Here is a 12,806-nt window from a genome sequence, read left to right as displayed (position 1 = left end):
TCTCAGGGCGCCGTGGGGATCGGCGCGGGAGCCGGTGCAGCCGGCGGCGGGCTCGGGAGGAGCGAGGCCGGCCAAGCGGCCGTCTCGTCGGTCCGCACATAGGCGATCCCGGGCAACCCGCTGCGGATGAGCCGCTCGCGTCCACGGAGGCGCTCCGGGTCGATCCGCACCCGGATCCGGAACATCAGCTTGTCGCGCTCGTCACGGGTCTCCACGGTCTTCGGCGTGAACTGCGCCTGGCTCGAGACGAAGACCACCCGCGCCGGGATGACATGCCGAGGATAGGCGTCGAGCACGATGCGCGCCTCCGCGCCGATCCGGACACGGCCCGCCTCCGGCGTCGGCAGGTAGACATCCATGCGGACGTCGGCGGCGTCGAGCATCGTGAAGACCTTGCCGCCGGCGCCCAGGACCTCGCCGACATTGGCGACGCGATACTCGATGGGCCCGTCGCGCGGCGCGACGAGGGAATTGTCGGCGATGTTGACCCGGATAAAGGCGGCGCTCTGCGTCTGGGCTTCGAGGGCGTGCCGGGCCGCGCCGACCCGCGCGGCCGCCGCCTCCCGGGCGGCCTGCGCCGCGTCGGCGTTCTTCCGCGCGACCTCCAGCGCATGTTCGCCGCCGCCGAACCGTGCCTCGGCCGCGCTCAGCGCCGCGGCCGCCTCGTCCGCCGCCTGCCGGCGCGTGTCGAGCTGCTCGGCGGACGCGTAGCCCCGCGCCGTGAGATAGGTCGAGCGGCTCAGCTCCTGCTGGGTGAGCTTCACGTGGCTCTGCCGCTCCTGGATGTTGGCGCGGGCCTCCGCGACGGCGCGCTCGGCCTGGCTGACCGCCGCCTGGGTGGCGAGAACCTGGGCCTGCTGCTGGACGAGGGTCCGCTCCGCCTCCTCCACGCCCTTCTGGGCCTGGCGGATCTGCGCCTCCGCCTGGCTCAGCTGCGCCTCCAGATCCCGCGTATCCATCACGGCGACGACCTGCCCGGCCCGCACCAGGTCGCCCTCTTCGACGAGAAGACGCGCGATGCGGCCGGCGAACTTGGTCTCGATGTCGATCACGTTCGCTTCGAGCCGGCCATTCCCGGAGGCGAAGCCCGGCGGCAGCAACGGGCGATGGGCCTTCCACCATCCGTAGCCGCCCCCGGCGAGAAGCAGCAGCACGATGGCGGCCGTGAGCCACAGGCCGCGTGATCGCCGATCCGGACCGGCGGGGGGGCATGGCGCGGGAGACGGGACGCTGGTTCCGGGCGCGGGGACGACCTTGTCACGAAGCACCTCCGCCGTCCGGTTGCGGGCGCTGACGGAGGGCAGGACGGTGTCCACGCTCATGGGGACGCGCCCTCGATCCGTACGGCGCTGTCGGCAGGCGTGGCGGGATGCGTGGCGGGATGCGGTGCGGCGGAATCCTCCGCCCGGGCGTCGTCTGGACCCGGCAGGACCGTGCCGGTGATCGGCTCGACCCACGTCAGATGGTCGCGCAGGGCGACGACGCCCGGAACGCCGTCGACGGCGGCGCGCACCGCGCCCCTTTCCCGCTCGTCGGCGATCCAGCCGTGGAGCTCGACCGTTCCGTGCCGGACGGCGACCGCGATGGTGGCCTTCGGGATGCAGACGGCTTGGTCGAAGGCCGCGAGGATGTCCTGACGGATCTCGACATCACTGCGGTGGCCCGCAGTCCCGTCCGCGTCCAAGGCGGCGCCGAGAGCCCGGACGACATCCGCCCGGCTCACGATCCCGACGACGGCGTGCCCGCGCAGGACCGGCACCCGCTTGATCCGAGCCCGTATCAGGGTCTCGACGATCGCCTTCAGGGGCGTGTCCTCCGTCACGGTGGTCACGGGGCTGGACATCACCGCCTCGACCCGCCGGCCGTGCGCGTGGACATAATCCTCGGCGAGCCGGCCGGGGCTGCGCAGATACGCGATCCAGCGCGACATGCGGTGTTCGGTGCCGAGTTCGACCCGGCGGAGCAGATCGCCCTCCGTCACCATGCCGACGAGCGCGCCCTGCGCATCGATGACCGGCAGGCCGCTGATCTCGGCGTCGAGCATGAGATCGATCGCGCGCCGCAGGGCCGTGTCGGGGCAGACGCTGACGACGGGCGCCGACATGATCTGCCGGGCGCACAGGGGATGCAGCCTCAGGTGCGACCGGTCGCCCGCGGACGGCGACGGGGCATCGGGCCCTGGGGCGTGATCCGGAACGGAGGTGAGCGCTGGCATTCACAACCTCCCCGGCTTGGGATCGGGGCATCGATCAACCGGCATCGGCAGGGCGGCCGGCCACGGAGCAGGGTGCGCAGCCCAACCTTCGGCCCGCCTTGCGCTGGATCAAGCCCGGACGGACGGAGGGCCCGCCGCGGCCCTGAATCACGTCTGAGCGGGCGTGCCCCGCTCGTCCGGTTTCAGCCGCAGCACCGGTCCCGGCGAGGCCTGCCGGTCCATCACGGACTGGTCGATATCGCGCGCGGCATTCGCGTAGATCTCGAACCGCCGCTGGAGGACGGCCCGCTTGATGCGGTTCTTGCACTTGACCATGGCCGCGCGCGCCTTGTCGGCCCGCCGCCGCAGCTTGAGCGCCAGTTTCTCGTAGGATTTGTCGATGCGGGCGCCGACCCGTTCGGTCTCTTCGCTCAGGTTCGTAGCGAGATCGCGTTTCATGGCTTCACCTCTTCGCAGGTCTGCCATTCATCGCTGTCGGCGCAGCCTGGGCGTTGATCCAGCGCAACGTGCGGGCCGACGGGACGGCGCAACCGCCGGGGTGAGGCGACAGGCGGCGCCCTCCCCCGTGCGGGACCGGGGTCCCGCGCGCAGGCCGTTGCCGCAGGCTTCGGCCCGGCGGGCCGTGAAACGGCGTCAGGCCATCCGTTCGCTGCTGTGGCTCATCCGGCGCGCGACGTAATCCGTGCGGTGCCAATGCTGGCCGAAGATCAGCCATGCCAGCCCGAAGCCGACGCCGCCGGCGGCGAGCAGCGCCGCCACTGCGGCCGGATCGTGGCCGTTGGCCACCCGGCGGCTCAGCGCGTGTTCGTGCGGTCCCAGATGGATCGCCTGCCGCAGCGCTTCGGGGCTCTTCAGGATGTCCTGCAGGGCCCGTCTCACGTGTTCGCCGATGCGGCCGGCAAGCCGCTCATCCGGATGGGCGCCCTCCCCGCCCCGGCCCTCATGCTCGACGACCTCGTGTGCGTGGCTGTCCGTCATAGCGCGTCTCCATGGCTGGCTGCGGGTTCACGGGCGATCCGGTCTGCCGCTGCCCGGCCGTTCCGTCCAGACGAGAGCGACGATGCGGTCCTCGACGGCCCGGATGCGGGGCGCGGACCCGCGGCAAACTCTGCTCGCCCCCGGCCGGCGAGCCTTGATCTAGCGCAACGGCGACCGGGCCAATGACGACGAGCCCGGCGCCGCACGCGGGCCGAGCCTTGCGATAGGTCAATGCGGGGAACCCGGATCGGTCTGTGATGCCGTCACACGCTCTACCTCTACGGCGGAGGCGGCCATGCGGTATCCTCTCGTTCTCGGATGTTCGATCGCTCTTGTGGTGGTCTCGTCGGCTCTGGTCCGGGCCGGCGACAGGCCGGATTCGATGGATGTTGCGGCCAACCGAAGCGACTACATCGCCAAGAGCGGTGCGACCGTGCCGAAGCCGGACAAGATCGACGTCGACGAGAGCAGCCAGATCCAGCGGCGCACGCCGGAGCAGATCCGCGACGACGCCATCACCCGCGGCATCTGCGTCGGCTGCACCCGGTGATCCTCCGGCCGGGCGCGGACGACCCCGGCGCGGATCGGGCCGAACCGCGGCCCCGCCCCCCTCTCGCGCCGAGCCGGTCCCCCTTCGGGCGGCCGGTGCCCTAATACGTCGCGAACAGCCGCGCCACCGCCTCCGGCTCCGTCGTGACGGTCAGCGCCAGGGCCAGCAGGATTCTGGCCTTCTGCGGGGTGAGGTTGTCGGCGCTGAGGATGCCGCGGGTGCGCAGCCGGGTGGTGAGCGGGACGACGCCGCTGCCGGCCCGGGTCGACATCACCACCACGATCCCGGCGGCAGCCGCCGCCTCCAGGGCCTCGGCCTCGGCCGGCGGGGTCATGCCCGGGGCAAGACCGGCCGCGACGAGGCCGCGCGCGCCCGCCGACAGGAAGGCCCGGACCGCGGTGCCGTCCGCGTCGGCGTAGCCATAGACGATATCGACCCGCGGCAGCGCGGGCAGGCTGCGGATGTCGAAGGGCGTGCCCGGTGCGTGCGCCCGCTCGGAGCGGCGATAGTAGCGGACGCTGTCGCCGTCGACATGGCCGAGCACGCCGAAATCCGGCGTCCGGAACGTCTGAAGCCGGGCCACCGAGGTCTTGGTCACCTCGCGCGCCGCCTGGATCTCGTCGTTGAGCACCACCAGCACGCCGCGCCCGCGGGAGGCCGGCGCCGCGGCGGTGCGGATCGCGGCCACGAGATTGAGCTTGGCGTCGGTGGAGAGGGCGCTCATCGGCCGCTGCGAGCCGACCAGCACCACCGGCAGGTCGATCGTCAGGGTCAGGCTCAGGGCGTAGGCGGTCTCCTCCAGGGTGGCGGTGCCGTGCCCGATGACGATTCCCGCGAGATCCGCATGCTCGGCCGCGAGGCGCTCGCACAGGCGCACGAGGTCGCGCCACTCGGCAAATCCGATCGCCGGGCTCGGGACCGCCTGGAACGGGACCGGCACCACCGTGGCGACGGTGGCGAGTTCCGGGACCGCCTCCAGGATGCCGCCGGCTTCGAGGCGCCGGTCGGTGGCGGTGTAGTCGAGGATGTCGAGGGTGTCGCGCCCGAGGGACGAGATCGTCCCGCCCGTGCCGATGAACGCGACCTTGGGCAATCCGGTCCCCGATCCTGCCGCCATGCCGTGCCTCCCGACCCTGTCCGGTCGCGCGAATGCGATGGCGGAGTGATGCCGCGTCGCGCGGCCGAGGTCGATCCCGGCCGCGCGCAGGCGGGCGATGCGTCGGGCGGGCGGCCCCCTCGGCCGGCCACGCCCGCACCGCCGGCTCAGCTCTGGAAGTCGACCAGAAGGGCCGAGAGGCTGCTGCTGCTGTTGGTGGTGCCGTTGGCGCCATAGCCGGCGCCGACCGACTGGCTGCTCTGGAGCTGCTGCATGAAGGTCGAGAGGAGGTCGTTCGTCGACTGCGTCACCGACGTGGGGGACGAGGTCCCGCTGCCGGTGCTGCCGGAGGCGGCGCTCCCCGGCGGCGGACCGGGCGGGGGGCCGGGCGGCGGACCGTCCGGCCCGGACACGTCGCCGGTGGCGTCCGCGCTCTGAAGGCTCTGGCCGTGGCTGGAAAACAGGTTCTTCAGCTCCGTGGCCTGGTCGGTGGTGAGGCTGCCGCTGCTGACCTGATCGGCGATCAGGCCGTCGATCCGATCCTTCATGGAGGACGGGTCGAGCTTGGACCGGGTCGTGGTGCTGCCCGAGGCGGAGCTGTCCGACGACAGGCTCGAATCGATGCTGCTCAGGGCGCTGGTCAGCGCCGTCGCGTCGGTGCTGCTGATCGTGCCGGCCGACAGCGCGCTGCTGATCGTGTCGGACATCTGGGTCTTGGGCGACGGAGGCGGCGACCATCGCTGCGCGGAGAGCTGCGATGTCGCGGTGGATGAGACGGTACTCATGAGGGGGCTCGGGTCACGGATGAGCCGGATTCGCCCGGCGGCGGGTCCGTGTGCAAATTACCCACGCGAGTCTTAAGGCCGCGTTTCCGGAACCGCCCGGATCCCCGTCGCGGTGCCGGGTGCAGGGACGGCCCGGAGCCGGGGCGCGACCGGGAACCCCGATCGCCGGATTCAGAGGCTCGCGGCCATGCGCAGCGGCGGCGCCTCGGCCGGGCGCGCCGCGGCCTCGGAATGGCCGTAGAGGCCGCGGTGCTTCGGGTTGGGCGACAGCCGGTCGGTGAGGCCGATCACCGTCTCGGCGGCCCCCAGCAGGAGCGCGCCCTCCGGTGCGAGCTGCGCGGCGAGCCGCGCCAGCACGTCCGACTTCGTCGGCGCATCGAAGTAGATCAGCACGTTGCGGCAGTAGATCACGTCGAACTGGCCCAGCGAGGCGAAGCTGTGCAGCAGGTTGAGCTGGCGGTAATCCACCATGCTGCGCAGGCTCTGGGCGATCTGCCACTGCTCGCCGACCTGGGTGAAGTACTTGATCAGCCACTGCACCGGCAGGCCGCGCTGGACCTCGAAATGGCTGTAGAGCCCGAGCTTGGCCTTCTCGATCACCTCGGTGGACAGGTCGGTGGCGACGATCTCGACCTGCCAGCCGGCGAGCCGCGGCGCCGCCTCCTGGAGCAGCATGGCCAGCGAGTAGGGCTCCTGCCCGGTGGAGGCCGCCGCGCACCAGATCCGCAGCCGGCGGCGGCTGGCATTGCGCGCCAGCACGTCCGGCAGGAGCGTGTCGCGGAACAGGTCGAAGGGGATCCGGTCGCGGAAGAAGAAGGTCTCGTTCGTGGTCATGGCCTCGACCACGGCCCGCTCGATCGTTCCGTTCTGGGCGAGCTTGAGGGCGCCGATCAGGTCGCCCAGGCTCGCGAGCCCGAAGCGGCGGCAGACCGGGGTCAGCCGGCTCTCCACGAGGTAACGCTTCTCCGGCGTCAACGCGAGGCCGGAGCGCTGCTTCAGGAAGCTGCGCAGGAATTCGAACTCGAGTTCGGTCATGCCGGCTGCCCCGTGATCATGGCGCGGAGCGCCGTCGCGAGTTCGGGCAAGGGCAGCACGGCCTCGGCGAGCCCGGCCCGCGCGACGCTGCCCGGCATGCCCCAGACCGTGCTGGTGGCCTCGTCCTGGGCCAGAACCGGGCCGCCGGCCTCGGTGAGGGCCCGGGCGCCGTTGGTGCCGTCCGAGCCCATGCCGGTGAGGATCACGGTCGCGGTGGCGGCGCCGAACACGACCGCCGCGTCCTTGAACAGGACGTCGACCGCGGGGCGGCAGAAGTTCACCGGCGGGCCGTCGGTGAGCTTGATGATCGGGCCGCCGGCGGCCGCGGCCAGTCCCATGTGGCGGCCGCCCGGGGCCACGTAGATGCGGCCCGGTTCGACCCGCTCGTCGGCCTTGCCCTCGGCTGCGGGGAGCCCGGTACGGGTGGCGAGGTGTTCGGCGAAGACCGCGGTGAAGATCGGCGGCATGTGCTGGACGATCAGGACCGGCAGACGGCGCAGGGCGGCCGAGCCGATTCCCTCCAGCATCTCGCCCACCGCCCGCGGGCCGCCCGTGGAGGAGCCGATCAGCAGGGCCCGGGGCTGGGTCCGGTTGCGGACCTTAGGCCGAAGCGTGAAGGGGGTCGCGGGGCGCGCGGCGGCCGGCGCCGGATGCGCCACGACCGCGGGTGCGTGGTGCCCGACCGCAGGCCCGGCGGGGGCGTGCGGGGTGGCCGGCACATGGCCGAAGGCGGGGCGCCGGCTCCGCGCGCGGGCGGAGCCGAACACGCGGACGCGCTCGATCAGCTCGACCCGGAACGTGTCCGAGGTGGTGACGCCACGGCTGCTCTCGGGCTTGGCGATATAGTCCACCGCCCCGAGGGCGAGGCATTTCAACGAGATGTCGGCGTTGCGCGTGGTCAGCGTCGACATCATCACGACCTGCACGCTCGGGCTCATGGCCAGCATGCGCGGCAGCGCGGTCGTGCCGTCGAGTTCCGGCATCTCGATGTCGAGCAGGACCACGTCCGGGTCGTGCTTGGCCATCAGCTCGAGGGCGATCCGGCCGTTCGAGGCCGTGCCGACGAGCTCGAATCCGGCCTCGCCGATCCAGCGGGCCACGAGGCCGCGCACCACGGCGGAATCATCGGCCACCAGAACCCGGATCGTGGTGGCGGATGCGGTCGTGCTCGGGGTGGTGGGTGTACGGAGCGGAGCAACCGCGGGACTCAGGGCCATGATGCTTGCCTCGGGTACAGGTCGCGGGTGCAGGGGCGTCGGAGCCGAATCGTGCGGTCAGGCCGCGTCGGCGACGAGACCGACCTGTTCGAGCTTGGCCGTCAGGATGTCGCGGTCGAAGGGCTTCATGATGTATTCGTCGGCCCCCGCCCGGAGGGCGCGGGCGATCGCCCCGACATCGTTCTCGGTGGTGCAGAACAGGACCTTCGGCACGCCCCCGCCCTCGCTCTGGCGCAGGGCCTGGAGGAAGGCGTAGCCGTCCATGTTCGGCATGTTCCAGTCGAGCAGGATCGCGTCCGGCATGCTGGCGGCACAGGCTTCCAGGGCGGCGCTGCCATCCTCGGCCTCGCTCACGTTCATGCCGAGATCCTCGATGATCCGCCGGGCGACCTTCCGGATCACCGCGGAATCGTCCACCACCAGGCAGGTGGTCTCGTGGGGCGCCTTCATCGACCTCTCCCTCAAGCCGCCTTGGCGCCGGCGGGCGTGAAGCCGAGGAGCGCGTCCACGTCGAGGATCACCAGGAGCCGCCCGTCGAGGCGATGGACGCAGGTGGCGAGATCGCGGAAGCGCGGATCCAGGTTGATCGGCACCGCCTCGCGGCTGTCGGCCCCGAGCTTCAGCACCTCGCCGACGCCGTCGACCACCAGCGCGAAGGTCTCGCCGGCCTGCTCCAGGCCGATCGCCATCTTCGGGCTGGCCTTGGTGCCGTCCGCCTGGGCCTCCGCGTCGGGCAGGCCCAGCCGCCGGCGCAGGCTCATGGCCGTCACCACGCGGCCGCGCAGGTTCAAGAGGCCGACGATCTCGGCCGGCGCCAGGGGAACCGGCGTCACGCCCGAGGGGACGAAGACGTCGTGCACCCGCTCGATCGCCAGGCCGAACAGCGTCTCGCCGACATAGACCGTGACGAAGTCGTCGGTGGCGCCGGTCTCGACACCGTTGGTGGTGGCGCCGCTGGTGTTGGCGTTGGCAGCCTGCATCGGAACTCTCCGGATTCGATCGTCTCGATCGTCTCGATCGTTTTGGGGCGGGCGGCGTGCAGGCTCAGGCGGCTTTCGACACCGTGGCGGCGCCGATCTCGGCCAGCGCCGAGATCAGGCCGCTGCGGTCGAACTTCGCCACGAGGTCGCTGATCGCCAGGGCCCGGGCGCGCTCAACCGCATCGGCGCCGATCGCGCCGCTGAGGCCGATCACCGGGAGCCCGGCGAGGCGCGGCTCGGCCCGGCGCATGGCGGCGACGAGGTCGAAGCCGCTGCGGCCCGGCATCTCCAGATCGGTGACCACGACCTCGATCTGCGGATCGGCCTGGAGGGCCGCCAGCGCCGCGTCCGCGCTCGCCGCGGTGACCACCTGGTAGCCCGCCGCCTTCAGCACCGGGCTCAGCATGTCGCGGAAGAAGGCCGAGTCGTCGACCAGCAGGATCGTGGAGATCTGCTCGGGCCGCTTCAGGCCGCGCGCCCAGTCGTCGTAGGCCAGCGGCAGGAAGTGGGCGATGTTGATGATGTCGGTCGCCCGGCCCCGCAGCACCGCCGAGCCGATCAGGTCCGACCGGTCGGCCGCGATCTCGATGTCGAGGCGCTCCTCGACGATGTCGACGATCTCGTCGACCACGAGGCCCATGGCGCGCTCGCCGTCGGAGAACACCACCAGGGCCTGCGTCCCCTCCGACTTGATGGTGATCGCCGCGTCGGCCGGGACCAGGGGCATCAGGCGCCCGCGATACTGGATCAGCGCGCGGCCGCCGAGCCACTCGACCTTGGCGCACTCGATCTCCTCGAGGCGGGTGACCAGCGACAGCGGCACCGCCTTGAAGCTGCCCTGGCCGCCCTTGAACACCAGGAGCGTGGTCTTGGTGTCGGCCATCTCCACCGCCTCGTCGGCGTCGGCGTCGATGTGGCCGCCGCTGCCCTGGACGCCCTGCGCCACCTGGCGGGCCACGCCGTTGGGATCGACGATCAGCACCACGGCGCCGTCGCCGAGGATCGTGTTGCCGGCAAACATCGGGATGTGCCGCAGCTTCACCGACATCGGCTTCACGACGATCTCCTCCGTGTGGAAGACCTCGTCGACGAGGATGCCGAAGCGCTCGCGCCCGACCTGGGCGACCACCACGAAGCCGGCCTGCTCCGCCTCCCCGCCCGGGCTCGACTGGCCGAGCAGGCCGGTGAGCGAGACGATCGGCAGGAGCCGCTCGCGCAGGCGCAGCACCGGCGCGCCGTTGATGTGCTCGACCCGCTGCGCCCCGGCATCGACCCGCACCAGCTCCAGCACCGCCACCTGCGGCAGGGCGAAGCGGTGCTCGCCGGCCCGCACGATCAGCGCGGCGACGATGGCCAGCGTCAGCGGGATCTTGATGGTGAAGGTCGTGCCGCGCCCCGCCGTCGTGGCGATGTCGATCAGGCCGCCGATGGTCTCGATGTTGGTCTTGACCACGTCCATGCCGACGCCGCGGCCCGAGACCGAGGTCACCGCCGCCGCCGTCGAGAAGCCGGCGTGGAAGATGAACTTGGCGACCTGGGCGTCGGTCATCCGCTCGACATCGGCCTGGGAGGCGAGGCCGCGCTGCACCGCCTTCTGCCGGATCGCCGCGAGGTTCAGGCCCTTGCCGTCGTCGGCGATCTCGATCGTGATCGTGCCGCCCTCGTGGTAGGCGGCGAGCCGGATCGTGCCGCGGGCGGGCTTGCCCGCCGCCACGCGCTCGGCGGTCGATTCGAGGCCGTGATCGGCCGAGTTGCGGACCATGTGGGTCAGCGGGTCCTTGATGACCTCAAGGACCTGCCGGTCGAGTTCGGTCTCGTTGCCGACCATCACGAGGTCGATCTGCTTGCCGAGTTCCGCCGAGAGGTCGCGCACCACGCGCGGCAGCTTCTGCCACGCGTTGCCGATCGGCTGCATGCGCGTCTTCATGACGCCTTCCTGCAGCTCGGCCGTGACGTGCGACAGGCGCTGCAGCGGGACCTTGTAGCTCGAATCCTCGTGGCGGCGGGCGATCTCCAGGAGCTGGTTGCGGGTCAGCACCAGCTCCGAGACCATGGTCATCAGGTGCTCGAGCGTGTCGACGTTCACCCGGATCGTCTGGTTCTTGGCGGCGGCGGTCGTCTCACCCTCGGCGCCCTCGGCCTTCTCGGCGCGGGCCGGCTCGGGCTTCTCGGCCTCGACCGGCTCGACCCTGGTCTCGGCCTTCGGCGGCGCGCTCGCCGCGGGGGCGGCGGGCGTCGGGGCCGGCGCGGCGGCAAGGGGGGCCGGCGGCGGGAGGAAATCCGATTCGTCGGGACCCGGGGCCGACAGGAAGGCGGCTTCCAGCTCGTCCAGGGTGACCTCGCCGGGCTTCAGCTCGCGGACCACCGGATCGGGCAGCACCGGCTCAGGCGGCGGCGAGGCGACGGCCTGCGGCTCGGGCGCGCCCTCGGCCATGCGCTCCAGGGCGGAGATGAGGTCGTCATCCGAGCCTGAGGGCTCGGTGCCGGTGGCTTCCAGATCGGCCAGGATCGCCTTGAGCCGGTCCAGCGTCAGCAGGATCAGGGTGACGGAATCCGACGTGGCGGGCAGCCCGTCGCGGAAGCGGCCCATCAGGGTTTCCGCAGCATGCGCCAGGGCTTCGAGCCGCGGAAGGCCGAGGAATCCGCAGGTTCCCTTAATCGTGTGCACGAGCCGGAAGATGTTTCGCAGAATAGTCTCGTTGTTCGGATCCTGCTCGAATCGAACAAGTTCTGCATCAACCGTGTCGAGATGCTCCCCGCTCTCGGTCAAAAACTCGCGAAGCAGGTCGTCCATAGGCGCTACTCGTTACGCGGAGAAGGTCTCGCGCAACCTACTTACTCGCGCGGGGTTAGGGAAGCGTTTCCATCCCGGCCCCGCGTCTCGGTTTTTCAGAATTTCACGCCAGGGCCGTGTCCGAAGCCTCGCCGTCGGGGTCTTCGGGCGCTCCGATCACTGCGGGGCTCGCGGCGGGCGTGGCGGTGATAGTCACTTCATCACCCTCGATGGCGAATCGCACATCCATGGCGGCGGCCCGCGCCACGAGGCCCGCGTAGAACGGCAGGATGCCGTGCGCGTCGACGGTGCCGCTCTCGGGGCGGCCGGCCATCAGCTCCTCCACGTGGGGCGGGATGCGGGCATGCGAGCCCTTGGCCTTGAGCACCAGCGTGGGCGCCTCGGCATCGCCGGAGACGACGACGTCGATCACGCCGCCCCGGGGAATCGCCGAGGTGGCGACCATCACGAGGTTGAGGAGGAGCTTGACCTTGTTCTTCGGGAAGAGGGCCTGGGGGGCGCTCCAGGTCAGCTTGGTCTTCTCGTCGGAGAACATGCCCTTGGCCACGCCCTCGGCGTCGGCGAGGTCGATCGAGGCGCCGGCCGAGCCCGCGGCCCCGAAGGCGATGCGGGCGAATTTCAGCCGCGCCGAGGCCTGCCGGGCGCTCTTGCCGATCAGCTCCAGGGCGAAGGTCCGCATCGATTCGTCCTGGTCGTCCTCCAGGACCTCGAGCCCGTTCACGATCGCGCCGACGGGGCTGATCACGTCGTGGCAGACGCGGGAGCAGAGCAGGGCGGCGAGGTCGAGGCCGTCGAGATGCAGGGTGGGCGAGGTCGGGGAGGACATGGTGCGCTCCGGGCGGGCGGATCTGAGGTGCGGACGTCTGCGGGTCGGGGCCCCGATCGAGGCTGCCGGGTTCCGGCCGCCCGGCTCCCGGGCGCCCAGTCCTCGGCCGCCCCTGTGGCGATCGAGTCGCCCGAGGGGGTCCCGCACGGCCTGCAGGTCGGACCGGGGGCGACGACCGGTCCGCACGGATAGACGCCACGGTCAGCTTTGAAAAGCGTTACCGGATCGGACGGAGGGCGGGGCGGCCCCCGATTCCGGATCCGCATAGCCCAGGATCCGCCCAGCCCAGGACCCGCCCAGCCCAGGATCCGCGCGTCCCTGCGCGCGGGG

At 71.6% G+C, this 12,806-nt stretch carries 13 protein-coding genes; 1 reads left to right on the top strand and 12 read right to left on the bottom strand.

Going from position 1 to position 12,806, the window contains the following annotated elements; all coding sequences use genetic code 11:
* Positions 1-2: 2 nt before the first annotated feature.
* From GGQ91_RS20565 to GGQ91_RS20550, 4 genes are all read right to left on the bottom strand, one after another.
* Entirely contained in the window at positions 3-1,322 is a 1,320-nt protein-coding gene (locus GGQ91_RS20565; protein ID WP_182592740.1) for an HlyD family secretion protein, read from the bottom strand.
* Positions 1,319-2,215 carry a CBS domain-containing protein gene (locus tag GGQ91_RS20560; protein ID WP_182592739.1) on the bottom strand — a complete coding sequence of 299 codons (897 nt, stop codon included), beginning with the start codon at positions 2,213-2,215 and terminating at the stop codon, positions 1,319-1,321. The genes GGQ91_RS20565 and GGQ91_RS20560 overlap by 4 nt, the downstream gene beginning before the upstream one ends.
* Before the next feature lie 147 nt (positions 2,216-2,362).
* On the bottom strand, positions 2,363-2,653 hold the full coding sequence (locus GGQ91_RS20555; RefSeq protein ID WP_051044756.1) for a hypothetical protein: 291 nt from the start codon (positions 2,651-2,653) through the stop codon (positions 2,363-2,365).
* A 195-nt stretch (positions 2,654-2,848) separates the two neighbouring features.
* Positions 2,849-3,193: a hypothetical protein gene (locus tag GGQ91_RS20550; protein WP_043759339.1), complete on the bottom strand. Its 345-nt coding sequence runs from the start codon at positions 3,191-3,193 to the stop codon at positions 2,849-2,851.
* A gap of 295 nt (positions 3,194-3,488) precedes the next feature.
* On the opposite strand from GGQ91_RS20550, the gene GGQ91_RS20545 reads away from it, so the two are divergent.
* Positions 3,489-3,743, top strand: coding sequence for a hypothetical protein (locus GGQ91_RS20545; protein WP_182592738.1), 255 nt, complete (start codon positions 3,489-3,491; stop codon positions 3,741-3,743).
* 100 nt (positions 3,744-3,843) lie between these two features.
* On the opposite strand, the gene GGQ91_RS20540 is transcribed toward GGQ91_RS20545, so the two are convergent.
* The 8 genes from GGQ91_RS20540 to chpT all read right to left on the bottom strand — a co-directional run bounded on the left by GGQ91_RS20540 (position 3,844) and on the right by chpT (position 12,476).
* Positions 3,844-4,860 carry an asparaginase gene (locus GGQ91_RS20540; protein ID WP_043386909.1) on the bottom strand — a complete coding sequence of 339 codons (1,017 nt, stop codon included), beginning with the start codon at positions 4,858-4,860 and terminating at the stop codon, positions 3,844-3,846.
* 146 nt (positions 4,861-5,006) lie between these two features.
* A complete protein-coding gene (locus GGQ91_RS20535) occupies positions 5,007-5,624 on the bottom strand; it encodes a hypothetical protein (protein ID WP_182592737.1) in 618 nt (205 codons plus the stop codon).
* Positions 5,625-5,795: 171 nt separating this feature from the next.
* On the bottom strand, positions 5,796-6,659 hold the full coding sequence (locus tag GGQ91_RS20530) for a CheR family methyltransferase (protein ID WP_043386914.1): 864 nt from the start codon (positions 6,657-6,659) through the stop codon (positions 5,796-5,798).
* On the bottom strand, positions 6,656-7,876 hold the full coding sequence (gene cheB, locus GGQ91_RS20525; RefSeq protein WP_043386917.1) for a chemotaxis-specific protein-glutamate methyltransferase CheB: 1,221 nt from the start codon (positions 7,874-7,876) through the stop codon (positions 6,656-6,658). Before cheB ends, GGQ91_RS20530 begins: the two co-directional genes overlap by 4 nt.
* Positions 7,877-7,933: 57 nt before the next feature.
* Entirely contained in the window at positions 7,934-8,326 is a 393-nt protein-coding gene (locus GGQ91_RS20520) for a response regulator (RefSeq protein WP_043352407.1), read from the bottom strand.
* Between the two features lie 11 nt (positions 8,327-8,337).
* Positions 8,338-8,856: a chemotaxis protein CheW gene (locus GGQ91_RS20515; RefSeq protein ID WP_043386919.1), complete on the bottom strand. Its 519-nt coding sequence runs from the start codon at positions 8,854-8,856 to the stop codon at positions 8,338-8,340.
* 64 nt (positions 8,857-8,920) lie between these two features.
* On the bottom strand, positions 8,921-11,650 hold the full coding sequence (locus tag GGQ91_RS20510; protein ID WP_182592736.1) for a hybrid sensor histidine kinase/response regulator: 2,730 nt from the start codon (positions 11,648-11,650) through the stop codon (positions 8,921-8,923).
* A gap of 103 nt (positions 11,651-11,753) precedes the next feature.
* A complete protein-coding gene (gene chpT / locus GGQ91_RS20505; RefSeq protein ID WP_043352403.1) occupies positions 11,754-12,476 on the bottom strand; it encodes a histidine phosphotransferase ChpT in 723 nt (240 codons plus the stop codon).
* Between the last annotated feature and the right edge of the window lie 330 nt (positions 12,477-12,806).

Origin of the sequence: Methylobacterium fujisawaense (genome assembly GCF_014138435.1) — a bacterium.
Classification (GTDB): Bacteria; Pseudomonadota; Alphaproteobacteria; order Rhizobiales; family Beijerinckiaceae; genus Methylobacterium; species Methylobacterium fujisawaense.
The sequence above is the reverse complement of the archived record's forward strand: the minus strand, read 5'-3'. Positions and strand labels throughout refer to the sequence as shown.